The 25,247-nt window shown below is 70.3% G+C and carries 24 protein-coding genes; 17 read left to right on the forward strand and 7 right to left on the reverse strand.

Annotated elements, in window-relative coordinates; genetic code table 11:
* The first annotated feature begins 15 nt into the window (after positions 1 to 15).
* From ACFWEE_RS19250 to ACFWEE_RS19300, 11 genes are all read left to right on the forward strand, one after another.
* Positions 16 to 1,146 carry an FAD-dependent oxidoreductase gene (locus ACFWEE_RS19250; protein WP_386890546.1) on the forward strand — a complete coding sequence of 377 codons (1,131 nt, stop codon included), beginning with the start codon at positions 16 to 18 and terminating at the stop codon, positions 1,144 to 1,146.
* Positions 1,143 to 2,162, forward strand: coding sequence for an amidohydrolase family protein (locus tag ACFWEE_RS19255; RefSeq protein ID WP_386890547.1), 1,020 nt, complete (start codon positions 1,143 to 1,145; stop codon positions 2,160 to 2,162). The genes ACFWEE_RS19250 and ACFWEE_RS19255 overlap by 4 nt, the downstream gene beginning before the upstream one ends.
* A 4-nt stretch (positions 2,163 to 2,166) precedes the next feature.
* The gene (locus ACFWEE_RS19260; RefSeq protein WP_386890548.1) at positions 2,167 to 3,099 is read left to right on the forward strand and encodes a VOC family protein; all 933 of its coding nucleotides are present in this window, start codon (positions 2,167 to 2,169) and stop codon (positions 3,097 to 3,099) included.
* A 100-nt stretch (positions 3,100 to 3,199) separates the two neighbouring features.
* Entirely contained in the window at positions 3,200 to 4,171 is a 972-nt protein-coding gene (locus ACFWEE_RS19265; RefSeq protein ID WP_386890549.1) for a fumarylacetoacetate hydrolase family protein, read from the forward strand.
* A complete protein-coding gene (locus tag ACFWEE_RS19270; RefSeq protein ID WP_386890550.1) occupies positions 4,168 to 4,920 on the forward strand; it encodes an SDR family NAD(P)-dependent oxidoreductase in 753 nt (250 codons plus the stop codon). The genes ACFWEE_RS19265 and ACFWEE_RS19270 overlap by 4 nt, the downstream gene beginning before the upstream one ends.
* 16 nt (positions 4,921 to 4,936) lie before the next feature.
* Positions 4,937 to 5,692, forward strand: coding sequence for a CoA transferase subunit A (locus tag ACFWEE_RS19275; protein WP_386890551.1), 756 nt, complete (start codon positions 4,937 to 4,939; stop codon positions 5,690 to 5,692).
* The gene (locus ACFWEE_RS19280) at positions 5,692 to 6,342 is read left to right on the forward strand and encodes a CoA transferase subunit B (RefSeq protein WP_386890552.1); all 651 of its coding nucleotides are present in this window, start codon (positions 5,692 to 5,694) and stop codon (positions 6,340 to 6,342) included. Before ACFWEE_RS19275 ends, ACFWEE_RS19280 begins: the two co-directional genes overlap by 1 nt.
* Before the next feature lie 96 nt (positions 6,343 to 6,438).
* On the forward strand, positions 6,439 to 7,074 hold the full coding sequence (locus tag ACFWEE_RS19285; RefSeq protein ID WP_386890553.1) for an FAD-dependent monooxygenase: 636 nt from the start codon (positions 6,439 to 6,441) through the stop codon (positions 7,072 to 7,074).
* Positions 7,075 to 7,228: 154 nt separating this feature from the next.
* On the forward strand, positions 7,229 to 7,639 hold the full coding sequence (locus ACFWEE_RS19290; protein WP_386890554.1) for an FAD-dependent monooxygenase: 411 nt from the start codon (positions 7,229 to 7,231) through the stop codon (positions 7,637 to 7,639).
* A 23-nt stretch (positions 7,640 to 7,662) separates the two neighbouring features.
* Complete coding sequence (locus ACFWEE_RS19295; protein ID WP_386890555.1) at positions 7,663 to 8,703, forward strand: cupin domain-containing protein; 1,041 nt, start codon at positions 7,663 to 7,665, stop codon at positions 8,701 to 8,703.
* A gap of 57 nt (positions 8,704 to 8,760) precedes the next feature.
* Positions 8,761 to 9,627, forward strand: a complete 867-nt coding sequence (locus tag ACFWEE_RS19300; protein ID WP_386890556.1) for a fumarylacetoacetate hydrolase family protein — start codon at positions 8,761 to 8,763, stop codon at positions 9,625 to 9,627.
* Positions 9,628 to 9,775: 148 nt separating this feature from the next.
* On the opposite strand, the gene ACFWEE_RS19305 is transcribed toward ACFWEE_RS19300, so the two are convergent.
* Both ACFWEE_RS19305 and ACFWEE_RS19310 read right to left on the reverse strand, forming a co-directional pair.
* A complete protein-coding gene (locus tag ACFWEE_RS19305) occupies positions 9,776 to 10,186 on the reverse strand; it encodes an ATP-binding cassette domain-containing protein (protein WP_386890558.1) in 411 nt (136 codons plus the stop codon).
* Between the two features lie 64 nt (positions 10,187 to 10,250).
* On the reverse strand, positions 10,251 to 11,564 hold the full coding sequence (locus ACFWEE_RS19310) for a peptidoglycan DD-metalloendopeptidase family protein (protein ID WP_386890560.1): 1,314 nt from the start codon (positions 11,562 to 11,564) through the stop codon (positions 10,251 to 10,253).
* A 796-nt stretch (positions 11,565 to 12,360) separates the two neighbouring features.
* Between ACFWEE_RS19310 and ACFWEE_RS19315 the strand changes: the two genes are divergently transcribed.
* Both ACFWEE_RS19315 and ACFWEE_RS19320 read left to right on the forward strand, forming a co-directional pair.
* Positions 12,361 to 12,672: an ankyrin repeat domain-containing protein gene (locus ACFWEE_RS19315; protein ID WP_386890561.1), complete on the forward strand. Its 312-nt coding sequence runs from the start codon at positions 12,361 to 12,363 to the stop codon at positions 12,670 to 12,672.
* Positions 12,611 to 13,042, forward strand: coding sequence for an ankyrin repeat domain-containing protein (locus ACFWEE_RS19320; protein WP_386890563.1), 432 nt, complete (start codon positions 12,611 to 12,613; stop codon positions 13,040 to 13,042). The genes ACFWEE_RS19315 and ACFWEE_RS19320 overlap by 62 nt, the downstream gene beginning before the upstream one ends.
* Positions 13,043 to 13,088: 46 nt before the next feature.
* On the opposite strand, the gene ACFWEE_RS19325 is transcribed toward ACFWEE_RS19320, so the two are convergent.
* The 5 genes from ACFWEE_RS19325 to ACFWEE_RS19345 form a co-directional block, all read right to left on the reverse strand.
* Entirely contained in the window at positions 13,089 to 13,247 is a 159-nt protein-coding gene (locus tag ACFWEE_RS19325) for a hypothetical protein (RefSeq protein WP_386890605.1), read from the reverse strand.
* A 620-nt stretch (positions 13,248 to 13,867) separates the two neighbouring features.
* Positions 13,868 to 16,537 carry an alpha-L-rhamnosidase C-terminal domain-containing protein gene (locus tag ACFWEE_RS19330; protein WP_386890565.1) on the reverse strand — a complete coding sequence of 890 codons (2,670 nt, stop codon included), beginning with the start codon at positions 16,535 to 16,537 and terminating at the stop codon, positions 13,868 to 13,870.
* 495 nt (positions 16,538 to 17,032) lie between these two features.
* Positions 17,033 to 17,653, reverse strand: a complete 621-nt coding sequence (locus ACFWEE_RS19335; protein ID WP_386890567.1) for a hypothetical protein — start codon at positions 17,651 to 17,653, stop codon at positions 17,033 to 17,035.
* A 4-nt stretch (positions 17,654 to 17,657) separates the two neighbouring features.
* Positions 17,658 to 18,323, reverse strand: coding sequence for a sigma-70 family RNA polymerase sigma factor (locus ACFWEE_RS19340; protein ID WP_386890569.1), 666 nt, complete (start codon positions 18,321 to 18,323; stop codon positions 17,658 to 17,660).
* A gap of 5 nt (positions 18,324 to 18,328) precedes the next feature.
* Entirely contained in the window at positions 18,329 to 18,529 is a 201-nt protein-coding gene (locus ACFWEE_RS19345) for a hypothetical protein (protein WP_386890571.1), read from the reverse strand.
* Between the two features lie 492 nt (positions 18,530 to 19,021).
* Between ACFWEE_RS19345 and ACFWEE_RS19350 the strand changes: the two genes are divergently transcribed.
* The 4 genes from ACFWEE_RS19350 to kdpB all read left to right on the forward strand — a co-directional run bounded on the left by ACFWEE_RS19350 (position 19,022) and on the right by kdpB (position 25,246).
* Positions 19,022 to 20,968, forward strand: a complete 1,947-nt coding sequence (locus ACFWEE_RS19350) for an NAD-binding protein (protein ID WP_386890573.1) — start codon at positions 19,022 to 19,024, stop codon at positions 20,966 to 20,968.
* Between the two features lie 392 nt (positions 20,969 to 21,360).
* The gene (gene kdpF, locus ACFWEE_RS19355) at positions 21,361 to 21,450 is read left to right on the forward strand and encodes a K(+)-transporting ATPase subunit F (RefSeq protein WP_037777601.1); all 90 of its coding nucleotides are present in this window, start codon (positions 21,361 to 21,363) and stop codon (positions 21,448 to 21,450) included.
* 8 nt (positions 21,451 to 21,458) lie between these two features.
* Positions 21,459 to 23,123 (forward strand): potassium-transporting ATPase subunit KdpA, encoded by a 1,665-nt coding sequence (gene kdpA / locus ACFWEE_RS19360; protein ID WP_386890574.1) that lies wholly within the window; start codon positions 21,459 to 21,461, stop codon positions 23,121 to 23,123.
* Positions 23,120 to 25,246, forward strand: a complete 2,127-nt coding sequence (gene kdpB / locus ACFWEE_RS19365) for a potassium-transporting ATPase subunit KdpB (protein ID WP_386890575.1) — start codon at positions 23,120 to 23,122, stop codon at positions 25,244 to 25,246. The genes kdpA and kdpB overlap by 4 nt, the downstream gene beginning before the upstream one ends.
* Position 25,247 lies beyond the last annotated feature (1 nt).

Raw genomic sequence — 25,247 nt, forward strand, 5'->3', positions numbered from 1 at the left:
ACGAAGGAGTTCCCCATGACCCCATCCCGCACGGTCCTCGTGATCGGCGGCGGCGCGGCCGGCAACGCCGTGACGATCCTGCTGCGCCGCGCCGGGTACGCCGTGGACCTCGTCGAGGCCAGGGCCGACTGGAACGCGACCGCCGGCTCCGGCATCACCCTCCAGGGCAACGCCCTGCGCGTCCTGCGCGAACTGGGCGTCTGGAAGCAGGTGGAGGCGTCCGGTTTCGGCTTCGGCTCGGTCGGCATCACCGCACCCGACGGCACGGTCCTGCACATCCAGGACGACCTGCGCACCGGCGGCGACGACCTGCCCGCGACCGTGGGCATGCAGCGCCCCCGGCTGCAGCGGATCCTCATCGACGCGGTGCGCGCCAGTGGCGCGACCGTGCGGCTCGGCATCACGGCCGAGATCCTGGACCAGGACGCACGCGGCGTCTCGGTACGGCTCTCCGACGGCTCCGAGCACCGCTACGACCTGGTGATCGCCGCCGACGGCCTCGGTTCGGCCACCCGCGCGGCCATCGGCGTCCCCGCCCGGCCGGAGCCCACCGGGATGGCCATCTGGCGCGTCGCCGCCCCGCGCCCGGCCGGCGTCACCCGTACCGACCTCGCCTACGGCGGGCCGGCCTACATCGCCGGCTACTGCCCCACCAGCGACACGACGCTGTACGCGTACGTGGTGGAGGCCAACCGCGACCGCGCCGGGATACCGCCCGAGTCGTACGCGGACGAGATGCGCCGCCTGACCCGGCACTACGGCGGGTTCTGGCCGGAGATCACCGAGCACGTCACCGATCCGGCGAAGGTCAACTACACCTGGTTCGACCGCATGCTGGTCGAGGGGTCCTGGCACCGGGGCCGGGTCGTCCTGGTCGGCGACGCCGCGCACTGCTGCCCGCCCACCCTCGCCCAAGGCGCCGCCCTCTCGCTGGAGGACGCGTGGGTGCTCGCCCAGATGCTGACCGGAGCCGACGACTGGGACGACGCGTTGTTCCAGGCGTACTACGAGCGGCGGATCGTCCGTGTCCGCCCGGTCGTCGAGGCATCCGTCCGTATCGGGCAGTGGCAGCTCGACGGTGTGCACGACGCCGACGTGCCCGGTCTGATGGCCCGCACCATGACCATGCTCCGGGAGCTGCCGTGACCGCCCCGCAGGTTCAGCGGGCCGCCCCCACGGTCGACGTACACGCCCACGTCCTGCTGCCGGAGATCGAGGCGCTGGTGGAGGGGCGGCCGGGGCTGGCCGGGGCACGAGCGCTGGACGCCCGCCGCAACGGCCCCGCGGCCCTCGCCGTCAGCGGTCCCATGATTCGCGAGCGCTTGACCCGCCTGACCGACGTCACCGTACGGCTGGCAGCGATGGACGCGCAGGGTGTCGACGTCCAGCTGGTCAGTCCCTCCCCCTCCCACTACCACTACTGGGCGGACGAGGAGACGGCCGAGGAGGTGTACCGGCTGGCCAACGAGGCCACTGCGAAACACTGTTCGGCCGCGCCGGACCGGTTGCGCGGTCTGGGCCTCGTACCGCTCCAGCACCCGGAGCGCACCGTCGACGCCCTCGACCACGCTCTCGCGCAGGGCCTGCTCGGCGTCGAGATCTCCAGCCACGCGCCCGGCCGCGAACTCTCCGACCCGGCCTACGAACCCTTCTGGACCCGGGCCGAGGAGACGGGCGCGATCCTCTTCCTGCACCCCTTCGGCTGCACCCTCGACGAGCGCCTCGACCAGTGGTACCTCTCCAACACGGTCGGTCAGCCCACCGAGAACGCCGTCGCGCTCTCGCACCTGATCTTCTCCGGGGTACTCGACCGGCACCCCGGGCTCAAACTGCTCGCGGCCCACGGCGGCGGCTACCTGCCCACCCACATCGGCCGCTCCGACCACGCCTGGTCCGCCCGGTCCGACGCGGGAGCCGGCTGCGCCCACCCGCCCAGCAGCTATCTGAAGCGGCTGTACTTCGACTCCCTCGTCCACGACACCCGTGTACTGCGGGAACTGGTCCGTGTCGCCGGGGCCGACCGGGTGCTGCTCGGTTCGGACTTCCCCTTCGACATGGGATCCGAGGACCCGGTGGGCGCCCTGCGCGGCGCCGCCCTGTCCGAGGCCGACTTCCACGCGATCCGAGGCCGCAACGCGGCCTCCCTCCTCCGGACGGACTGACACCATGCGCCTGCTCACCCACCTGAGGCACGTCGACCTCGCCGTGCCCGACTACGACAAGCAGCTCGACTTCTACGCGGGCGTCTGGGGACTGACCAAGGTCGCCGAGGATTCCGGCATCTCCTTCCTCGCCGCCGAGGGCTCCCCCGAGCAGTACGTCGTGCGGCTGCGCAAGGCCGACGAGAAGCGACTCGACCTCGTCTCCTACGGCGCCGCGTCCGCGGCCGACGTGGACACCCTCGCGGAACGGCTCCTTGCCGGAGGCGTGCGGTTGATCTCCCGTCCGGGCAGGGTCGACACACCCGGCGGCGGATACGGCTTCCGCTTCTTCGACGTCGACGGCCGCACCATCGAGGTGTCCGCCGACGTCGAGGTGCGGCGCCACCGGAAGATCGAGGAGAAGGAGGCCATCCCGGTCAAGCTCTCGCACGTCGTGCTCAACTCGCCGGATCTGAACCGCACCCGCGCGTGGTACGAGCGCCACCTCGGCTTCGCCCTCTCCGACACCCTCAGCTCCCCGCACATGGGCGAGGTCATGCACTTCATGCGGATCAGCAACCAGCACCACTCCATGGCCATCGCCCAGGGCCCGCACACCGCCCTGCACCACGTCTCCTTCGAGATGCGCGGCATCGACGAGTACATGCGCGGCTCCGGCCGTGTCATGCGGGCCGGATTCAAGAAGGTCTGGGGCCCCGGACGGCACATGGCCGGCGACAACACCTTCACCTACTTCCTCGACCCGCACGGCAACACCGTCGAGTACACGACCGAGTTGGAGTGTCTGGACGAGGACACCTGGCACCCGCACGTGTACGACTTCTCCCGGCCCGAGGTCACCGACCAGTGGGGCACCGCCAACGCCATGAACGAGATCGTCGCCAAGGAGTCCTTCAACGACCCCGACCGCGGCGTCTTCATCGCACCCCCGGTCTGATCCCTTCCGCCGAGTCCGGGTGCCCGGGGGCGTGGGCCGCGGTCCACGCCCCCGAGGCGCACTTCTTTCCCGCCCGACCGCACTCCGCCGGAGCCGCACCATGCGTTTCGCCAGTTACGAACATCAGGAGCACCGCCGGGTGGCGGTCGTGGAAGAGGACGGAACCCTCTTCCCCCTGCCCGGGGTCACCTCACTCACCGCACTGATCCAGGAGACCTCCGGCCTCCCCGCGCTGCTCACCGCCGGATCGGCGGCCCTCGACGGGCCGGCCGGCCCGCACGTCTCCCAGGTCCATCCGCTTCCCCCGCTCCAGCCCGCTTCCGTACGGGACTTCGTGACCTTCGAGGAGCACGTGGAGGGGGTGCGCCGGTCCGTGGAAGGCGTCGGCGGCGTCCCCGAACAGTGGTACGCGGCCCCGACCTTCTACTTCACCAACCCGCACGCGATCCACGGTCACCTCGAAGGCATCCCGGTACCGCCCGGCTCGTCCGTCCTGGACTTCGAGCTGGAGGTCGGAGCCGTCATCGGCCGCGAGGGCCGCGACCTGACTCCCGGCCAGGCACGCGACCACATCATCGGCTACACCGTCTTCAACGACTGGTCCGCACGCGACCTCCAGAGCGCGGAGATGAAGGTCGGCCTCGGCCCCTGCAAGGGCAAGGACACCGCCACCACCCTGGGTCCGTACCTCGTCACCGCCGACGAACTGGAGCCCCACCGCGACGCCGACGGCTTCCTGCGGCTGGCCATGACCGCGGAGGTCAACGGCCGGGTGGTCGGCGAGGACCTGCTCTCCCGCATGAGCTGGACCTTCGAGGAGATGACCGCCTACGCCTCTCGCGGCACCCGGGTCGTCCCGGGCGACGTGCTCGGCTCCGGTACCTGCGGCAACGGCGGCTGCCTCGCCGAACTCTGGGGCCGTCGCGGCGAACAGTCCCCGCCGCCGCTGAAGCCCGGTGACACCGTCACGCTCACCGTCGAGGGACTCGGCGTCCTCACCAACACCGTCGTCGCCGGCGCCGCCCCCAGCCCCCTGCCCACCGGACGCCGCCGCCTCCGGGAGCGGCCGTGACCGACCCGCACTCCACGAGGCTGCTCGGAAAGGTCGTCGTCGTCACCGGCGCGGCCGGCGGACAGGGCGCCGCCGCGGCCCGGCTGCTCACCCTGGAAGGGGCCCGTGTCATCCCCACCGACGTGACCGGCGCACCCGGCTGCCGACGCCTCGACGTCACCAGCGAAACGGCCTGGGCCGAACTCGCCGACGAACTGCGGGAGTCGTACGGGCAGGTGCACGGCCTGGTCAACAACGCCGGCATCACCTGGCGGGCCCGGCTCGGCGACGTACGCCCGGCGGACATGGCACGCGTCCACTCCGTCAACGTCACCGGTCCGCTCCTCGGCACGCAGTACCTGGCGCCGCTCATGCGCCCCGGCTCCTCCATCGTCAACGTCGGCTCGTCGGCGGCCCTCACCGCTCACTACCCGGTCGCCTACACGACCAGCAAGTGGGCACTGCGCGGCCTGTCGAAGACCGCTGCCCTGGAGCTCGGACCACGCGGTATCCGCGTCAACACGATCCATCCCGGTTACATCGAGACCGGCATGACCGCCTCGGCCGCACCCGCGTTCCGCGAGGCGAACGTCCGCGAGACGCCCCTGGGGCGCACGGGCACCGTCGGCGAAGTCGCGCCGCTGGTGGCGTTCCTGCTGTCCGACGACGCGTCGTTCATCACCGGTGCGGAGATTCCGGTCGACGGCGGCATGACCGCGCACGGCGGCGTCAAATCCGTCTCCGACGCACTGCGCGAGGCCCCCAACTGAAAGGCACCACGCACCCATGAACAAGGTCCGCGCCGACGCCGCCGAAGCGGTCGCCGACATCTCCGACGGTGCCTCGATCGCCGTCGGTGGCTTCGGCCTCAGCGGTGTACCCGAAACCCTGATACGCGCCCTGTACGACCGGGGCACGACCGGGCTGAACGTCGTCTCCAACAACTGCGGAGTCGACGGACGCGGTCTGGGCGTCCTGCTCTCCGCCGGCCGCATCGCCCGCGTCACCGGCTCCTACGTCGGCGAGAACAAGGAGTTCGCCCGTCAGTACCTCGGCGGTGAACTGGAGGTCGAACTCACCCCGCAGGGCACCCTCGCGGAACGGCTGCGCGCGGGCGGGGCGGGCATCCCCGCCTTCTACACCCCGGCCGGCGTCGGCACCCAGGTCGCGAACGGCGGCCTGCCCTGGCGGTACGCCGCCGACGGCACGGTGGCCGTGGCCTCCCCGCCCAAGGAGACCCGCGACTTCGCGGGCCGTGCCCACGTCCTGGAGCACGGCATCACCACCGATTTCGCCCTCGTACGGGCCTGGCGCGGCGATCGCCACGGCAACCTGCTCTTCCGCCGTGCCGCCGCCAACTTCAATCCCCTCGCCGCCATGGCCGGCCGCGTCACCGTCGCGGAGGTCGAGGAACTTGTCGAACCGGGAGCACTCGGCCCCGAGGACATCCACCTGCCCGGCATCTACGTCCAGCGGATCGTGGCCCTCACCGCCGAGCAGGCCGCCGACAAGCAGATCGAGAAGAGGACGGTGCGCGCCTGATGGCCTGGACCCGCGACCAGATGGCCGCCCGCGCCGCCGGCGAACTCGCCGACGGCTCCTACGTCAACCTCGGCATCGGCCTGCCCACTCTCCTTCCGGGCCATCTCCCGCCCGCCGTCCACGTCGTCCTGCACTCCGAGAACGGCATCCTCGGCACCGGCCCCTACCCCGTCGAGAGCGAGGTCGACCCCGACCTCGTCAACGCCGGCAAGGAGACCGTCACCGTGCTGCCGGGAGCCTCCTTCTTCGACTCCGCGCTCTCCTTCGGCATGATCCGCGGCGGCCACATCGACACCGCGGTCCTGGGCGCCATGCAGGTGTCCGAACACGGCGACCTCGCCAACTGGATGATCCCCGGAAAGATGGTCAAGGGCATGGGCGGCGCGATGGACCTCGTCCACGGTGCCCGCCGCGTCATCGTCCTCATGGAGCACACCGCCAAGGACGGCACTCCCAAGATCCTCGGCAAGTGCACGCTGCCCCTCACCGGCGAGCGGTGCGTCCACCGCATCATCACCGACCTCGGGGTCCTCGACGTCACCCCCCACGGACTCGCCCTGGTCGAGACCGCCCCAGGCGTCACCGTCGAAGACATCACCACCCGGACCGACGCCGCCGTGCGCGTGGACAGCGTCTTTGCGGCCTGCTGACCCTTGAGGCGCCGCCGTCCCTCCGAGCCCTGTGGCAACCCACCACCGACGGACCCATTGCCCGACAGAACACCCACGCTCACTCACGGAGGCCAGATGCCCGTCACCTCTTCCCCACTCCACATCGCCGTAGTCGGCGGCGGCATCGGCGGACTGGCAGCCGCTTTGGCGACGGCTCGCGCGGGCCACCGTGTGACGCTCGTCGAACGAGCCACCCGCTTCGGCGAGATGGGCGCCGGCCTGCAGCTCGCCCCGAACGCCTCCCTCGCCCTCGACGAACTCGGCGTACTCGGCGCCGTACGGCACACCGCCGTGGCACCACCCCGGCTGGTGATGATGGACGCCCTCACCGGACACGAGGTCACCGCCCTCGACCTCCGCGGCACGGCCTACACCGACCGCTTCGCGCACCCCTACCTCGTCACCCACCGGACCGACCTGCACGCCGCGCTGCTGAGCGCCTGTCAGGAACACCCCGGCGTCACTCTGCGCACAGGACACACCGTCACCGGGGCGGAACAGAACGGCCTCGGCGTCCACCTGAGCTTCGCCGAGAACCACGCGGAACTGACCGCCGACGCGGTGGTCGCGGCCGACGGACTCCACTCCCGCCTGCGCCAGTCGTTGGTGAACGACGGAGAACCGGTCTGTTCACGGTACGTCGCCTTCCGCGGCGCCCTCCCCACCGGGAAGATGACCGGCCCGATGTCCCGACACGCCGCCGGGGCGTAGTGGTCGCTCTCGAAGACGGCGACCTGGTTGTAGAGCTCGCCGCGGCGTACGGGGTACTGCACCAGGTGCATGCGGGGCCCGGCCCAGACCATCACCGCTTCTGAGGGGCACCGGAGCCGAACTCGAGGAACGCTTCGCCGGGGCCTGCCGGGCCGTGCGGGACGCCCTCCCCCTCATCTCACGCGACCGGCGCTGGCCCCTCTACGACCGCGCCCCGATCGACACCTGGGTGCACGGCCGCATCGCCCTCCTCGGCGACGCCGCCCACCCCATGCTCCAGTACCTCGCACAGGGCGCGTGCCAGGCACTGGAGGACGCGGTGACGCTCGGAAAAGCTCTCGGCCAGTGGTCGGACCCCGCTCAAGCCTTCGCCGCGTACGCGGACCGGCGCCGCGAACGGGCGGCGCTCGTCCAGACCAACGCCCGCCGCTTCGGCGAGATCTGCCATCTGGAAGGCATGGGAGCCACCCTGCGCAACATGCTCCTCTCGTCACGCGGCCCCGAGGCGTTCGACGACATCTCCTGGGTGTGGACCCCCACCCCCGCACCTACTCGCGCCCTGTGAACCGGCTCGCCAAGGAGGACACCGTGACGACCGACGACAACGCCTACAAGGCCCTGGAGAGCCTGGGAGCCGCCCCGTTGTGGCGCTTCTACGGCAACCTCTTCCCCGCACAGCCCAAGAGCCGTGCCGTGCCCCACCGCTGGAGCTGGCGGGAACTGCGACCGCATCTGCTGCACTTCTCCGAAACGCTCTCGCTGGACGAGGCGGAACGCAGGGTACTCATGCTGGTGAACCCCGGCCTGACCGATCCACCCGCCACCGTCAACACCCTGTACGCGGGGCTGCAGATCATCCTGCCCGGTGAGACCGCCCAGGCACACCGGCACACGTCCAACGCCTTCCGTTTCGTCCTGGAGGGCAGCGGTGCGTGGACGACGGTCGACGGCGAGCGTGTCTTCATGTCGCCGGGCGACCTGCTGCTCACCCCCGGCTGGCACTGGCACGACCACACGCACGAGGGCGACGCTCCGATGATCTGGCTCGACGCCCTCGACTACCCCCTCGTCAACGCCCTGGAGGCGGGCTTCTACGAGAAGTACCCGCAGCGCCTCCAGCCCGTGACCCGCCCGGACGACGCCGGCAGCAGGCAGTTCCTGCACGGCAGGCTGAACCCGGTCTGGCTCACCCAGAACGGCCCCAACTCCCCCGTGTCCCGCTACACGTGGGAGGAGACCCGACGCGCCCTGGAGGGGATCTCCGACACCGCGGCAGGCAGCGACGTCGACGGCATCGTCCTCGAATACACCAACCCGTGGACGGGCGGCCCCGTCATGCCGACCATCGGCTGCCGCGTCCAGCGACTGCGACCGGGCTTCCGGGGAGCCGGACACCGGCACACAGCCTCGACCGTCTTCACCGTGGTCCGCGGTGAAGGGACCACGATCGTGGACGGCGAGCGGTTGGAGTGGTCCGAGAACGACACCTTCGCCGTGCCCGGCTGGGCGTCCTACCGGCACCTCAACCACTCCGTCTCCCACGACGCCGTCCTGTTCTCCTACAGCGACGAGCCCGTCCTGCGCTCCCTCGGCCTGTACCGCACCGAGGACGCCGACCCGGGAGCCTGAACGGCACCCCACCCGGACGTCCCGTATCCGTATCCCGCAATCCGCAAGGAGGCCCAGATGCGTCTGGCCCTGTTCAACGACGGGCGGCTCGGAGTCGTCGACGGCGACGACCTCGTCGACGTGACCGAGCAACTCGCCGGTACCGGCACGCCCGGCCCGGCCGGAGCACTCCAGCGTCACATCGAGACCACGGCCCGTGCGGGAGCTGCCCCGCCGGACCTCTCCGGCCTCACGCGCGTCCCGTTGGCCAAGGCAGTCCTGGAGGCGCCACTGCCCCGTCCCGGCAAGATCATCGGGGCGCCGGTCAACTATCCGGACCACAAGGCCGAGATGGAGTACACCACCTCCGTCGCGGACCTGGGCGTCTTCCTCAAGGCCAACTCGTCGGTCATCGGGCCGGGCCAGGACGTCCTTCTCCCCTACTCGGACAAGCGCACCGACCAGGAAGGCGAACTGGGCGTCGTCATCGGCCGTACCGCCCGCCACGTCGACGCGGCCGGCGCGCTGGACCACGTCTTCGGCTACACCTGCGTGCTGGACATCACCGTGCGGTCCGGCGAAGACCGTTCCACACGCAAGTCGTTCGACACGTTCACACCGATCGGGCCGTGGATCGTCACCGCCGACGAGATACCGGACCCCGACTGCCTCGACCTGCGCTGCGACGTCAGCGGTGACACCCGGCAGCGGACGAATACCGCGGATCTGATCTTCGGCGTCCGTGAACTGATCGCCTACACGTCATCCGTCATGACCCTCCACCCTGGTGACGTGATCGCGACCGGCACACCGGCAGGCGTGGGGCCGCTCAGCCACGGTGACACGATCGTCCTGGACATCGAACGGGTCGGCCATCTGGAAGTGGGCGTCGACGGGACCCGGGCCGCCCCCTACGAGCGACGCCCCGGGCGCCGGGCGCGCTGAAAAACGCCCTTCAAGGTGGTTGCCGGTCAGCTGACCGGCACCACCAACCTCACACACGCAACCGGGAGACCCCCAGAGCAGGGCCCCGCGCGTGCCCGTTTCGATGATCCGACTGTCCCTGTTTGGATCGGGGCCCGTCTGCTTGCCGTCATTGACCGCTGGTGGCCGAGGCGCTGATGGCCTGATGAACCGCAACCTCGGTACGTCCGTCGGCCTGAGAGGTCGCTTCGTCCAGTAGGAGCACGTCGGCGCGGCGCAGCAGTGCGCGGTCCATCGCGATGCGTCGGCGTTGTCCGCCCGACACTGCGGAGGAGATCAGGGAGGTGTCCGGTCCGTCGGGAAGTTCGGCGAGGTCTCGGTGAGCAGGACGGTGTCGAGGACTGCGGCAAGTCCGGTCTCTGTGGTGTGTGGGGCGGCGAACGAGGTTGTCGCGGATCGTGCCCGGGACGACGGGGGTTTCCTGCTCGACGTAGGCGAAGCGCTCGCGGACCTGCCCGTATGCCGGTTGCGGCGGAGCTCTTCGTACCGCACCTCGAAGACCGCGGCGGGTAGAACTCACGGCGTCGCGCTCGTGGGAGGGGAAACGGAGCTCCCGACGGCACCGGGCTCGGCCCGTCAGGCAATCAGTAGGAACAGCCGCTGGTGGGGAGGCCGGTCGGCGATGGAGGTGTCACGCCGTCGTACAGAGCGAGAAGCAACGGCTGCGGACAGTGCTTCACGCCGCCGATCCGGATCTCGAAGTGGAGGTGTGGCCCGGTGGACTGTCCCGTGTTCCCGGATTCCCCCAGGTACTGACCGGGTGCCACGGTGGTCCCTGCGGCGACACCCCGCGAGTCGAGGTGACCGTAGATGTAAGTGGTGCCGTCGGCGCTCGTCAGGGTGATGCCGTTGCCGAAGCCCCCGTCGATGTAGCCGACCGTGCCGCGGGTGACCGCGTACACCGGTGTGCCGATCGGAACCTGGATGTCGATGGCCGCGTAGTCGTGGTGGGGGTCGTCCAGCTCGCTGCGGGGCACCGCGGGCTGGGGCAGCACGTAGGCGTAGTCGTGGCCGACGCAACTGACGGTCTCCGCCTCGGCGGACAGCAGAATCTGGGTCCAGCCGGACGTGTCGACCGGGTCGTCGTTGTGATAGACGATGTCGCTTCCAGAACCGTCGGCGGGATTCACGTCCTGGTACCAGTACATTCCGCCGGCCGACGTCACGCCGTAGTAGAGGCCGCCGCCGGGGGAGACCAGCTTCTCGAAGCCCGACCAGTTGGCCGACGCCAGCAGGTTGCTCGACCAGGCGCCCGCACTGTCGATCCGGTACTCGACGAGCCGCCCGTCCGCGGTGTTCGCAAGGAGCCGGTCGTCACCCGTGGAGGCGAGCGTTTTGAGGACGAAGCCGGTGCCGATCTCGCGGCGCTGGCCGATGTGTTCGGATCCGGTCGGCTTGGGCTGGGAGACGAGGTACTGGATCAGCATGCCGCCGGCAGTCCCGTACAGGTGGCCGTGTCCGTCGTACACGAGCTTGTCGTGCGTCCAGCCGGTGCCGATCTGCACCGGCGAACCCACGAGGGCGAGCGAGAGGTTGTTGGTCTTCACGTCGATCCGGTACAGCGTGCCCGCACTGTCGGTGGCCAACACGGTGTTGAAGTTCAGCGTCGCCATCGTCTTCGGGACGAAACCGAGGTCGGGTCCCACCAGCGTCTTGAGCCGGTCACCGCTCGAGGGATCGATCTGGGAGTAGGTCAGACGGCCGTCGGCCAGCACTCCGTAGATCGACACCGATCCGGAGCAGTCCGTGTCCGCGGCGGCTCGGGCGGCAGCGTACGAAAGTGCCGCCGTGGCAGGTTCGGCCGCCCGAGCCGTGGCGGTGGTGACGGACACGAGGCCGAGAGCCAGGCCTCCCGTGAGGAGCGCGCGGACGGCGCCGCGGCGCCTGCTGGTCTGCAACGTAGAACCTCCGTGGTGTGTGGTCCGGCGAAGCCCGCCGCGGGGTTCCCCGGCGAACACCACCGGAATCTGCCGGGGCGTCGACAGACAGAAGGTCCTGCCGACACCTGCGAGCGTCTCCACGGAGCAGCCCGCAGTACCCCCGCCGCGACCTATTCGTTACATGCGCATGCCATGTTGACCGACGGAGTGCGTACAAGGCGACGCGTGAACCCCTTGACTGCCACCCGGCTCAGATGCCCTGGCGCGGCTTGATCTCGGCTCAGCCCTCCGCCGCCGGATCCTGCGCCCCAGCCATACCCGCACCGTTCCGCAGGGGGCCGGCGCCGCCGAGCGGTCCGTCCGCGTGACCCACTGCGAGGCGGTGCGCCGGGACCGCCTGGAGGCCCGTCACCGCCCTCGCACCGAGGCGGCGTCGGCGGCCTGGAGGCCGCTGTGGGCGAGCGCGGCGAGTCGGCGGGGATCAGCAGCGACGGTGTCCCTACAGCCGAAGGCGGAAATCAGGGTCCGCTGGGAGAGGCCGTGGTCGAGCGCGGCCGTGCCGACGCGGTCGGCGTGTCGCGTGAGAGACGTCCCCGGGCGGGCGCGGCGACGGCGTCGTGGATCGCGGCGAAGCGCGGGTGACATCGAGGAGCCGATACGCCTGGGCGCGGCTGCCGCCGAACTCGGGGGTCGAGGGGGAGCCGGCGGAGGTGCGGATCCCGAAGGCGGCGCTGAACTCGTACGCGGCGGCGTACCCTCGGCGAAAAGCAGCCCAGGCCTCGGCAGCCAACGATAAGCAAGGAGAAGCCTCTCCATGAACCCGCACGAGGATCTGCTGACAGCCGCTGGATCCCGTGGCCACCGCCAGGATGTCGCATGGCTGATCAAGCAAGGTGTTCCCGTGGACGGTACGGGCACAGGGCGGCGCACCGCGCTCGACCTGGCCATGTGGGCAGGCCACGACGACATCGTGCAGCAACTGCTGAATGCCGGGGCTGATCCCGAACAGCGCATCGGAGAGCACCGGGAGACGCTACCCCTGTTGTTCGCCGCGTCCCGGGGACATGCGCAGCTGGCTCTCATGCTCCTCGAAGCGGGAGCCGCCCCCCGAAGGACGACGCGATGACGCAGACGCCACCCCTTTGATGATGGCTGTCGCCCAGGGACATACCAGTATTGCCGAAATCCTGATCAACGGTGGTGCCGACATGAACCGATCGCACGGTGTCCACTGGGATGCGGTCCATGCATCCGCAGCGGCGGGATGGCCCGAAATGGTCCGCCTCATGCACGGCAAAGGAGCAATCTACACAACCGAGCACCTTGCGGCTGCCGAGAAAGGGAAAATGAGGCACCAGGATCTCAGCCAGGACCATCGCTATCGCGAGGATTTTCCCGTCACCCATCTTCTCAATTACGAAAAGACTCTCGCCATAATAGGGAATCTTCTGAGCCGTGGCAGTATTCACGGCAACAACGACTGGCACAGCGATTGACATGGCCGGGGCGCGCACGCCTCGGCCTGCCGGTCCGGACGGGGCTTCACAGGGCGGCCACCTCGTGAAACGAGTCGTCCCGCGGTTCGAACGTCATGTCGCTGGACCCGACCGGCACGGGTCGGGCCCGCTGGACGATGCGCCGGAAGACAGCATGGAACGCCTTCGACATCACCTTCTTCTCGACAACCGTCTCTTCCGCCATCCCGCGATCATGACGTTCACGCTCGGCCAGGACAACCCGCTCCGTCCCCGGTGGGGCAAACTTCGAGGAGGCTCACCGAACTTCGCCGAGACAGGTCGACTGCCGGCCCTGGTCCACGCGGCGCGCGCACGGGTGGCGTGGCACCAGGCCCTCGGTGTCCTTCCGTCCCGTGAGGCCTCCGGCACGCGTGCGGCTGTCTGCCGAGGACGCCGCCGAACACCATGAGGGCAGGCCCATTCCCCTGGCTGTGCGCACCAGCGCGACGGGCGCGTTGAGGATCTGGGGCGTGGAGTCGACGGGAATTGCCGAGGGCGTCGAGCTGCGAGGCACGAAAGAGTCGGGGCGGTCGTCGGCCGGGCCTCGTCCTCCGGGTTGGGGCCGCCATTCGAGTTCGCCCACGACGACCCGGCCTCTGCATCCGTCTACGCCCTCCGCCGCCGCCCCGGCCAACACCAAGCCTCCCCGGCACTCCCTTCTGGAACCGCCCGGGTGGCCGTACTCCGACGGATACGGCCACCCGCAGCCGACCCCACCCGTCGGGACCCCTGCCTCCAGGTCCGAGTCGGCCGGCAACCGGTTATGACGTTCCGTCAGGCCCGCTCCCCGCGTCGGCGTGGCGACTACCGATGGCCGGCCGTGAAGGTGTGGACTCCCGGGCCCAGGTCCGCAAGGGTGACCCGGCCCCCGGCCAGCCGGACCGACCGGTCCGCCCCGCGGCGTCCGTCCCAGAGCACCCTGCGTCCCTCGCGGACCACCGTCCTGCCCGCGTCACCGGGGAGGGCCAGGGAACCACGTGTCCCCGCGGGCACCTTCACCGTCACGGTGAATCCGTCAGCGGAGTTCTGCCAGGAAACCGTCAACGCACCGCTGGGTGTCGGCAATTGGCCCTGCGCCCAGGCGACGTCGCCGGGATGGGGACGGACCTCCCACGTGGCGTAGCCCGGCGAGGTGGGACGGGCGCCGAGAAGTTGGTGGGTGAGCGCGGGCAGTACGCCCGTGGACCAGCCGTGCGCCATGCTGGTGTACGCGTCCTCGTACAGGGATCCGCCCGGGCCGATGCCTTCCCAGTTCGTGATGCCGGGATCGTTGCGGTCCATCCAGCCGTAGGTACGGCGGATCTGGTCGAGCGCGGAGTCCGCTCGACCGGCTTCGAATCTGGCCACGATTTCCGGGTACGACGTGAAGGCGTACACGCGCTGCGACGCGCCGTCGAACATCGTGTCGTTGTCCATGAAGGCGTTGCCGTACGGTCGGCGCGTGGTGGCGTCGAGATGGGCGAGGGCCGAGGCGGTCCGGGCGGCGTCGGCGACACCCGCGACGACGGCGATCCCGTTGCCGTCCTGGGCGTGCCGCACCGCGCCGGTACCGGAATCCAGGTAGGCGCCCGCCTCTTCGTCCCACAGGTGCGCGTTGACGGCTTCGGCCACGCGGACCGCCCGGTCCTCCCACCGGGCCGCGTCGGCGCTGTGTCCCAGCCAACGGGCCAGGGCGGCTGCGTTGTTCAGGGCCTGCACGTAGAGGACGTTGTAGTACGTGATCCTGCCCGTGCGGTTCAGGAAGGCGTAGTCACCGTAGCCGCCGGTGCTGTTGAGACCCTTGCTGAGCAGTCCGGCGTCGTCGGTGACGCTGGGGTACCAGGTGTCCAGGACTTTGAGGAGGTTCGGGTAGTACCGCGCCGCGTAGGCGCGGTCGCCGGTGTAGAGCACGTAGTCCCAGCTGCACGTCACCCACCACAGCGGATAGTCGAACAGCGGAAGCGTGTAGTCGCTGATCGACGCCGGCGGGATCCAGCCGTCCGTCCGCTGGTGGTCGGCCAGGTCGGCGAGCACGTTGCGCGCGGCGGCTGCGGCTTCGTCGTGCGTCAGATAGAGGGTGCGGGCCGAGACGGCCAGGTCGCCGACGTAGGGGTCCCGGTCACGCTTCGCACCGTCGTGCAGGACCAGCTTCCCTTCGAGGGTGGCACTCCACGCGTTGCGGGGGTCGACGTCGTCGCGGCGGAAGGTGTCGGTGACGAGTTCGTTGGTGTAGGACGCCCCGTACCAGTAGCGGTTCAGGTCGTCGTCGGAGCACAGGAACCAGCCACGGTACGTGCTCGGTGTGCCCAGGTACGCGGTGAAGTCCAGGCTCACCGCGTCGATGCCGACGGTGCCCCACGCCTGTGCGGCGGGAGCGTCCGACGCCAGCGCGTCCAACGTGATCTTGAGGTAACGGAAGCCGTGCAGCCCGTCCGCGAAGACCTTGTCGCCGGCCTGGAAGCCCTTGTGGTCGAGCCAGTCGGCGCCCTTGGCGGGTACGGCGAACTGGTCGGTGCCGTGCCCGGCCCCGCCGGCCTGGTCGGAGCGGGTGAAGTCGCTGCGCTCGGTCAGGAACTGCCTGGTCTCGGAGAAGGCCACCCGGACGCCGGGCGAATCGTCCGAGGCGAAGCTGAAGCGGATGCGAGGACAGCCGACGACGACCTTGCCGAAGTCGACTGTCACGCTGGGCAATTCCTCCACCGCGACTGCCTCGGGCCAGACCTCGTTGATGCGCGTGAACGCGCCCTGCGAGGTCTGCTGGACCGCCGTCACGGTGATGCGCACCTTGGACGCCCGGACCGGGGCCGTGAACGGCACCGCCCGCTGGATGACATCGTTGTCAGAAAGCGCGGCGACCGAAGTCCACGAGCCGTCGCTCCACACCTCGACGGTGAAGTCGGTGGGCGCACCGTCCCTGTTGGACAGCACGGTGATGCCCGCCAGCTCGCGCGGCTCGGGAAGCGACACGGTCAGCGTGTCGGGGAAGACACCTTCGGTGTCGTCGTTCCAGAAGGTGTCCGGGTCGCCGTCCACGGCGTGCGACGCGTCGTAGGTGCGGGGCTGCCCGTCGCTCCCGCTGTTGCCCGCGTGCGCGGAGGAGGCCTCCGCCGTGGTGCCCTCGGGCCAGCGGGGCGCCGGGGCCGGCCGCGAGCGGCGCAGGACGGTGACGGGCCCGCCGGGCTTGAGCAACGCGTCCGGCCTCACGACGTCGCCGGTCGCAGCGATGCTGCTGACGGGGCGCACGGTTCGGGACGCGGGCCCCTGGACGTAGCGCTGCCAGCCGGTACCGCCCCGGGGCGGCCCGGCCACCGGGCGACCGGGGGCGGTACCACCCGACGCCGACGCCGGAGCCGCCCCCGCGAGAGAGACTCCGGCGGCCGAAAGGGCCACAGCCGCGGCGCCGGCCGCGATCACGGAGCGGCGGGTGGGGCGGGCGGCGGCCTGGGTGGTGGTGGCGGGCTGTATGTCGTTCTCGGACGAGCGGTCCAATGTCATTACGCCTCGCTTCGTGACGTTGCCGACTGTACGATCATGCGGAATGAAACGTTTCACTCCCGATGGACGTGGCGAACGTACCGCAAAAGCCGGGCGGCGTACAGATCTTGAGCGGCCCCCGGAACAGGGGTGACGCCCCTGCCGGACCACCAGGCCGTTCGGGGCCGCACCGCGAGCGGTACCGACCTGTCGTCCGGCCGTGGTCGACGCTGCGTCGTCTCCCTCGTCCGCGAGGTCGGCGAAGCGCCTTGCCGAGTCGACGCCCCACCGCCGCGGCGCCCGGATCCCCGCGCGCCGCGGCCACGCGCCGGGCCGGGGCATCGGGACGCGGGCCTTCGCCCCGTCCACCGCCGGCGGGATTCGGCGGTCACAAAGCCGCCTCGCACGGCCTGAGCACGGAACAGAGTGGGGTGGCGTACCGACCTGTCGGCGACCGCGCCCGAGCAGGACGGGCCCCGGGCTCCGCTACGCGCGCAGAGCCCGGGGCCCGGGGCGCTACAGGGCCTCGGCGAGTTCTTCGATCCGGTCCGCGAGGTCCTGGGCGGGGCGGGGAACCCTGCTGTGGCCCGACTCCTCGGCGGCATCGACCTTGAGCCGGCCCACAGCTGCGCGCAGGGCCTCGCGCCGCACGGGTGCGCGGCGGGCGGGCAAGCGTGGGACGGTGGGCCTTTCCGCGGAGAGCGCCTGCCGGGCCCAGAGATCGGCGTCGCGCAGTTCACCGCGGGCCAGGTGGTAGAGGTGCAGGCACTGGGCGGCGGTGGCGTTCTCCGCACCGGCGGCGAACCCCCACCAGAACCGCGCCCCTTCGCGTTCGTCGACGAGGAAGAGCAGTGAGGCGAAACGGAGTGCCCCCTCGTCGTCCATGCCGTCGTGGGCGAGTTGGGCGACATGTTCGGCAGCGTCACGATGGCGCAGAAGGTGTGTGCACAGGGTGGTCAGGCGGAGGTCGGCCCGCTCGTGCGAGGTGGGGAAGTGGCCCTCGGGGGCGAGCTTGGTGCCGAACATCAGGGTCGAGGTCACGTCGCGGACGATCTCGCGTTTGAGGTCGGCGAGATCGTCGTCGGTGAACGGGTCGGGGTACCCGGCCCCGCCCAGTGCGTCTCGGTTGCTGCGCACGGCGCTACTCCTCTTCCTTCTCGTCGGCGGCCGGGCTCAGGGCCAGGCCGAGTTTGGTGGCGATGCGCTCACGGGCAAGTCGCCGGTGGGAGCGGACGGTGTCGGGCTTGATGCCCATGACGTCGGCGACCTTGGTCGAGGAGAAGTCCAGGACGTAGTGCATGACGATGACGTCGAACTGCCGCTCGGGCAGGCCGGCTATCGCGGCATAGAGGCCGAGGGGGGATTCCATCACCGCGAACTGGCGCCGCCCGGCCTCCAGAGTCGCGCGGACGGCCTGCTGGAAGGCGGCGGTCTGCACCGCACGGGAGGGCCGGCCCGTCATCCGCAGGTGCGTCTCCACCCGCTGCTTGAGCAGTTTCCACGCGTACGCCTCAGGGTTCTCTTCGAGGAGAACGTTGTTCCAGTTCAGGGCGAGGTGGGAGTAGCAGCGGCGCACCACCGCCAGAGCGGCCTGTTTGCTGCCGAGCATGGTGTGGGCGTAGCGCAGGTGGGCCCGGGCGTAGAGGTCGTAGAAGGCCTCTTGATCCGGTGTCATCTCGTACTCGATGCCTTCGAGGTCGCGGAGTTCCTCCAGGAAGTGGCGCTCCTCGGGGAGCCCGGCCCCCGGGGGCGTTTCCCGGGGCTCGTCCGGGAGGTCGGGCTCGTCGGACAGCGGCTTGCCGGTCATGGGCTTCACCTCTCCCCGCGGCGGGAGAGGGGCGGCTGGGCCGCCGTGGCGGGGGCGGAGGCCTCATGGGGCTCCGTCAGGAGTTCGGTGGCGCCGATCCGTACCCCGGCGCGCAGCAGACGCCTGGTCAGGGCGCGTACGTCGGGGGCGAAGACACGCAGGACGGTGGGTACCACCAGCACTGAGAGAAGATCGTGAACGGTCACGGGTCCTGTTCCTTGGGGTCATGACACGGCGCTCCTCCCTCCCAGGAGCACCGGAGGACTTCGCTGTCCTCAATCGCAGCCTTACGAACCTTCATGGGCAAACGCGTACGGGGAAGCCAACTTTTTTGACCCGGAGCGATCATGTGGTCACCAAGCGACAGTGACAACTGCGGTGCGCTACTGCACAGTTACTTCGCGCTCAAGGCGTCCACCAGGGAAAACGGGCCGGAGCAGACAGGCCGACCCCCGTGATCAGCCTCCGGTCACAACCGCTCAACTCCTGTCGCGAGTGACGCACGTCACGCGGCGGCGAAGACCTGTACGCCCCCGCCGCCCGACGGAGCCGGCGTGCCGGTCGTCCCGCCGGGACTTCCGCGCAGAGTCCCCGAACGGCGACGGATCTCGGTCATCGGCCTTTCCCATACGGAACGTTGACGCCGGACTTCCGGTCGGGCTGGAATCGAACACCGTGGAAGCGGCAGGCTGGCGCGTGTGATCACGACTTCATCAGCCGTCCCGCACGACACCCCGCGCTCGCGGCACATGGTGATCTGCGGTGACGACGGCCTGGCCCGCCGCCTCGCGGTCGAACTCGACGCGGTGTGCGGAGAGACCGTCACCGTCGTCCTGCCGTCGCGCCACCACGAGCACGGCGGAGAGATCGACGCGCTCCACCGGGACCCCACCTCCGGCATCGAGCTGCTGGTCGCGGCGCGTCCGGACGAGCAGGCGCTCCGGGCGGCAGGGGTCGAACAGGCCGCCGCCCTCGCCCTGACCTACGGCGACGACCAGACCAACATGATGGCGGCCCTGCTCGCCCGGAGCATCAATCCGTCCGTCCGGCTGGTCATCCGGATGTACCACCGTGAGCGCGGGCGTCACCTCGAACAGCTGCTGGACCGTGCCGTCCTGGCCCGCCGGAACCGGCCGGACGCCTCGCCCCAGGACTCCCCGCCGGCCGACTTGCCGCTCGACACGTCGACCACGGTGCTCTCCGACGCCGACACGGCGGTTCCCGAGCTGGTCGCCGCGGCGGCGCTCGGGCACGGGCACACCCTCCAGGTCGCGGGCAAGGTCTTCCGGGGAGTGGTCCGGCCGGCCGGGACTCCCCCGCACACGGCGGATCTCGCCACCTTGGCCGTCTTCTCCGGTACGGACCGGCACGATCCGCGCAGCGAGGACAGCGCGGAGACTCCCGGGGACGGGGGAACCCAGCTCCTGCCGGACACCGTCACCGCGTACCACAGCCAGTTCACGCACGGGCGGCTGATGCTGGAGGAGGTGACCGCCGACCGCACGCTGGAGGTTCCCTCGGCCTCGCGCGGAATCGGCGGCCGGCTGCGTGAACACCTCACCCACCTGCCGTGGAAGGTGTTCGTCTCGCGCGAGATGACCTCCGTGTTCGGTGTGCTGGCGGCGGTCGTGGCGCTGCTCTCCCTCGCGACCTGGGCGGCCGTCGACGGCATACCCCTGTGGAAAGCGGTGTACCTTCCGCTGCTGGACATCTTCACCATGGGCGATCCCGCCACCGGAGAACCCCGGGCGCGCAAGTTTCTCCAGTTGATCGCGGGCTTCACGGGCATCGCGATCCTCCCGCTCGTGGTGGCCGCCACCATCAACGCCACCGGTGCCTTCCGCGCCGCGTCGATCAACCACCTGCCCTCCGACGACCTCGGGGACCACATCGTGCTCGTCGGGCTGGGCAAGGTGGGCACCCGGGTCCTGGTGCGGCTGCGCTCCGCCCATCACCGGGTCGTCGCCGTCGAACGCGATCCGCGGGCACGGGGGGTCGCGGTGGCCCGGGAACTCGGTGTGCCCCTGATCCTGGAGGACGCCACCGGTCCCCGTGCCCTGGACCTCGCCCGGATCGCGCAGAGCGCTTCCCTGCTCGTCCTGACCAGCGACGACAGCGCCAACCTGGACATCGTGATGGCCGCGCGCGAGGCCAACCCGGGCGTACGGGCGGTGATGCGGCTGTACGACGACGACTTCGCGGCCACCGTCTCGCTCACCCTGCGCGCCTCCTATCCGGACGCGGTGACCCGCAGCCGGAGCGTCTCCGCGCTCGCCTCACCGGCGTTCGCCGCGGCGATGATGGGCCGCCACGTCGTGGGCGTGATGCCGGTCGAGCGAGGAGTGCTCCTGTTCACCACCGTCGACGTGGCGGGCCATCCGGCGCTGGAGGGCTTCTCCGTCCACGAGGCGTTCGCCCGGAACGAGTGGCGCGTCCTCGCCGTGGGTTCCGCGGTCCGGGGAACGCCCGTCGGCTCCCCCTCCGAGACTCTCGGCGGTCAGGACCCCCTCGACCGTGCCGGCTTCGACTGGCGTCCTCCCCACGGCCGCGTCCTGCGGGCCGGGGACCGGGTCGTCCTGGCGACGACCCGGCGCGGACTCGACATCCTCACGCGCGGGGCACCGGCCGGTCCGGACGCCGCCTGACGGACCGTACGGGAACGTCCGGGGGCTTGCCCCGCCGCGGGCGCGGCCGGGCGGGGCGCCAGGGCTGTGGCTGCGGGGAGGCGCCCCGGACGGGCTAAACGGCCCTGTCCTTTCCGTGCCGGGGCGGACGCCTTGTCCGCAGCGCGTCAAAAGGGCGCAGGCGGCCGGCCGGTGTCCTGTCCACGGCAGGCGGAACCGGCCGCCCCGGGGATTTGCTGGGTCTTGGAGGGTCCGGCTCCAGCCGGAGGCTTCCACGGGGAGCCTGCTGGTCCGGGGCGGCCCTGTCCGACGCACGGCCCGAGGAGCAGGGAAATGGCCGACGTGGTCTTCGTCGTCGTCATGATCGCGGTCTTCGCGCTGGTGACGCTCATCGCCAGGGGGGTGGCGAAGCTGTGACCGCCGAGAACGTCGTCGGCCTCGTCGTGGCCGTCGCCCTGCTGGGCTATCTCGTCCTCGCCCTCCTGTACCCGGAGAGGTTCTGAAGACAGCCATGAGTCCCGTCCTCGCCGGTGCGCTCCAGGTTCTCGCGCTCCTCGTGGCGCTCGCCCTGGCCTACCGCCCGCTCGGCGACCACATGGCCCACGTCTACTCCTGCGACAAGCACCTGCGCGTCGAGAAGTGGGCGTACAAGGCCGTCGGCGCCAACCCGAACACCCAGATGCGCTGGCCCGCGTACCTCCGCGGGGTGCTGGCCCTCTCCGCGGTGAGCGTTCTCTTCCTGTATTTGCTGCAGCGGGTGCAGGGTGGCCTGCCGGGTTCGCTGGGGTTCGCCTCGATCGACCCGGACCAGGCGTTCAACACGGCGGCGTCCTTCGTCGCCAACACCAACTGGCAGTCGTACTACGGCGAGCAGGCCATGGGCCACGTCGTGCAGACCGGCGGCCTCGCGGTGCAGAACTTCGTCTCCGCCGCCGTCGGCATGGCCGTCGCCGTCGCGCTCGTCCGCGCGTTCGCCCGTACGGGCGACGGCGAACTCGGCAACTTCTGGGCCGACCTGGTCCGCGGCACCGTCCGCATCCTGCTGCCGATCGCGGTGATCGGCGCGCTGGTGCTGGTCGCGTGCGGCGCCCTCCAGAACTTCTCCGGCATCCACGACGTCGGCCAGTTCACGGGCGGCTCCCAGCAGTGGAACGGCGGCGCCGTCGCCTCCCAGGAGGCCATCAAGGAGCTGGGCACGAACGGCGGCGGCTACTTCAACGCCAACTCCGCGCACCCCTACGAGAACCCCAACGGTCTCTCCAACCTCTTCGAGGTCTTCCTGATCCTGCTCATCCCCTCCGCCCTGACCCGTACCTTCGGGCGGATGGTCGGCTCGCTCCAGCAGGGCTACGCGATCCTCGGCACCATGGCCGTCATCTGGGTCGGCTTCACCGCCCTGATGATGTGGACCGAATTCGCCCACCACGGCCCCGCGTTCGACATCGCCGGCGGAGCGACGGAGGGCAAGGAAGCCCGCTTCGGCATCGGCGGTTCGTCCGTTTTCGCGGTGGCCACGACTGTGACGTCGACCGGGGCCGTGAACGCGTTCCACTCCTCGTTCACGGGCCTCGGCGGCGGCATCGCCCTGCTGGGCATGCAGCTCGGCGAGATCGCCCCCGGCGGTACCGGATCGGGGCTCTACGGCATCCTGATCATGGCGATGATCGCGGTGTTCATCGCCGGTCTGATGGTCGGCCGCACGCCGGAGTACCTGGGGAAGAAGATCGGCACCCGCGAGATCAAGTTCGCGGCCTGCTACATCCTGATCACCCCCGCACTGGTGCTCGGCTTCGCGGCCACCGCGATGGCTCTCCCGACCCCGCCGCGTTCGATGCTGAACCCGGGCGCGCACGGCTTCTCGGAGATCCTTTACGCCTACACCTCCGGCGCGAACAACAACGGCTCCGCCTTCGCGGGGCTGAACGCCGACACCCAGTGGTTCAACACCACGCTCGGGATCGTCATGCTCCTCGGCCGGTTCCTGCCCATGGTCTTCGTCCTCGCTCTGGCGGGCTCGCTGGCCGAGCAGAAGCCCGTACCGGCGACGACGGGCACCCTCAGCACCCACAAGCCGCTCTTCAGCGGCCTGCTGGCCGGCACGATCCTGATCGTCACCGGTCTCACCTACTTCCCGGCGCTCGCGCTGGGCCCGCTGGCCGAGGGGCTGGCGTCATGACCACCGGCCCGAAGCAAGAGGACTCCATGTCCGCTGTCACCCCGTCCCGGGCGCCGCACCAGGACGCACCCACCGGCCACAGCGGCGAAGGTCGCGTCGGCGGCGGCCTCTTCGACCCCCGGCAAATGCTCGGTTCGCTCCCCGACGCCGTACGGAAGCTCGACCCCCGGGTGATGGTCAGGTCCCCCGTGATGTTCGTCGTGCTGATCGGGTCGGTGCTCACCACCGTCCTGGCCGCCACGGACCCCACCGACTGGTTCGGCTGGGCCATCACGGCCTGGCTCTGGCTGACGACGATCTTCGCCAACCTCGCCGAGGCGGTGGCCGAGGGCCGCGGCAAGGCGCAGGCCGACACCCTGCGCAAGGCCAAGACCGACACGGTCGCCCGCCGACTCGTCGGTGAGAAGGAGGAGCAGGTTCCCGGCACCGAGCTGCGCGTCGGCGACCTGGTGGTGTGCGAGTCGGGCGACGTCATTCCGGGCGACGGTGATGTCGTGGAGGGTGTGGCCTCGGTCGACGAGTCCGCGATCACGGGCGAGTCGGCGCCGGTGATCCGTGAGTCCGGCGGTGACCGCAGTGCCGTCACCGGCGGAACGAAGGTCCTCTCCGACCGCGTCCTGATCAAGATCACGACAAAGCCGGGCGAGACCTTCATCGACCGGATGATCAATCTGGTCGAGGGCGCGGCGCGGCAGAAGACGCCGAACGAGATCGCGCTGAACATCCTGCTGGCGTCGCTGACGATCGTCTTCCTGCTCGCCGTCGTCAGCCTGCAGCCGTTCGCGGTCTACGCGGGCAGCAAGCAGTCGATGATCGTGCTGGCCGCGCTGCTGGTCTGTCTGATCCCGACCACGATCGGCGCGCTGCTCTCCGCGATCGGCATCGCCGGGATGGACCGGCTGGTGCAGCGCAACGTCCTGGCCATGTCCGGCCGGGCCGTCGAAGCCGCGGGCGACGTGTCGACGCTGCTGCTCGACAAGACCGGCACCATCACCCTCGGCAACCGCCAGGCCGCCGAATTCCTCCCGGTCACCGGGGTGACCGAGGCGGAGCTCGCCGACGCCGCCCAGATCTCCTCGCTCGCCGACGAGACGCCGGAGGGCCGCTCGATCGTGGTCCTCGCCAAGGAGAAGTACGGGCTGCGCGAACGCCATCAGGGAGAGTTGTCGGATGCCGTCTGGGTCGAGTTCACCGCCCAGACCCGCATGTCGGGCGTGGACGTGGACGGCCGCGCCGTACGCAAGGGCGCGTCGGGTTCCGTGCTCGGCTGGGTCCGTGACCAGGGCGGTACGGTCTCCGGTGACGCGGGCCCGCTGTCCGACGCGATCTCCGCGGCCGGGGGTACCCCGCTCCTGGTGGCCGTGCGCGACGACCGGGGCGCCCGGGTGCTGGGTGTGGTGCACCTGAAGGACGTCGTGAAGGAGGGCATGCGGGAGCGGTTCGACGAACTGCGCCGGATGGGCATCCGCACGGTGATGATCACCGGGGACAACCCGCTGACCGCGAAGGCGATCGCCGAGGAGGCGGGGGTCGACGACTTCCTCGCCGAGGCGACGCCCGAGGACAAGATGGCCCTCATCAAGCGGGAGCAGGCGGGCGGCAAGCTCGTCGCGATGACCGGCGACGGGACGAACGACGCCCCCGCCCTCGCCCAGGCCGACGTCGGCGTAGCGATGAACACGGGCACCTCGGCCGCCAAGGAGGCCGGGAACATGGTGGACCTGGACTCCAACCCCACCAAACTGATCGAGATCGTGGAAATCGGCAAGCAGCTCCTGATCACCCGGGGCGCGCTCACCACGTTCTCCATCGCCAACGACGTCGCGAAGTACTTCGCGATCATCCCGGCCATGTTCACCGCGGCCTACCCCGGGCTCGACAAGCTCAACATCATGGATCTGTCCTCGTCCCGGTCCGCGATCCTGTCCGCCGTCGTCTTCAACGCGCTGATCATCCTGGCGCTGGTGCCGCTCGCCCTCAAGGGCGTCCGCTACCGGCCGGCCGGCGCGGACAGCATGCTCCGCCGCAACCTCGGGATGTACGGCCTCGGCGGCCTGATCGCCCCGTTCATCGGCATCAAGATCATCGACCTGATCATCTCCCTCATCCCCGGAATCGGCTGAT

It is taken from the genome of Streptomyces sp. NPDC060184 (assembly GCF_042728795.1).
Classification (GTDB): Bacteria; Actinomycetota; Actinomycetes; order Streptomycetales; family Streptomycetaceae; genus Streptomyces.

Coding starts and splice junctions, on each gene's coding strand:
- ACFWEE_RS19250 (WP_386890546.1), top strand. CDS start 16: ATGACCCCATCCCGCACGGTCCTCGTGATCGGCGGCGGCGCGGCCGGC.
- ACFWEE_RS19260 (WP_386890548.1), top strand. CDS start 2,167: ATGCGCCTGCTCACCCACCTGAGGCACGTCGACCTCGCCGTGCCCGAC.
- ACFWEE_RS19265 (WP_386890549.1), top strand. CDS start 3,200: ATGCGTTTCGCCAGTTACGAACATCAGGAGCACCGCCGGGTGGCGGTC.
- ACFWEE_RS19275 (WP_386890551.1), top strand. CDS start 4,937: ATGAACAAGGTCCGCGCCGACGCCGCCGAAGCGGTCGCCGACATCTCC.
- ACFWEE_RS19280 (WP_386890552.1), top strand. CDS start 5,692: ATGGCCTGGACCCGCGACCAGATGGCCGCCCGCGCCGCCGGCGAACTC.
- ACFWEE_RS19285 (WP_386890553.1), top strand. CDS start 6,439: ATGCCCGTCACCTCTTCCCCACTCCACATCGCCGTAGTCGGCGGCGGC.
- ACFWEE_RS19300 (WP_386890556.1), top strand. CDS start 8,761: ATGCGTCTGGCCCTGTTCAACGACGGGCGGCTCGGAGTCGTCGACGGC.
- ACFWEE_RS19315 (WP_386890561.1), top strand. CDS start 12,361: ATGAACCCGCACGAGGATCTGCTGACAGCCGCTGGATCCCGTGGCCAC.
- ACFWEE_RS19320 (WP_386890563.1), top strand. CDS start 12,611: ATGCGCAGCTGGCTCTCATGCTCCTCGAAGCGGGAGCCGCCCCCCGAA.
- ACFWEE_RS19325 (WP_386890605.1), bottom strand. CDS start 13,247: ATGGCGGAAGAGACGGTTGTCGAGAAGAAGGTGATGTCGAAGGCGTTC.
- ACFWEE_RS19330 (WP_386890565.1), bottom strand. CDS start 16,537: ATGACATTGGACCGCTCGTCCGAGAACGACATACAGCCCGCCACCACC.
- ACFWEE_RS19340 (WP_386890569.1), bottom strand. CDS start 18,323: ATGACCGGCAAGCCGCTGTCCGACGAGCCCGACCTCCCGGACGAGCCC.
- kdpA (WP_386890574.1), top strand. CDS start 21,459: ATGAGTCCCGTCCTCGCCGGTGCGCTCCAGGTTCTCGCGCTCCTCGTG.
- kdpB (WP_386890575.1), top strand. CDS start 23,120: ATGACCACCGGCCCGAAGCAAGAGGACTCCATGTCCGCTGTCACCCCG.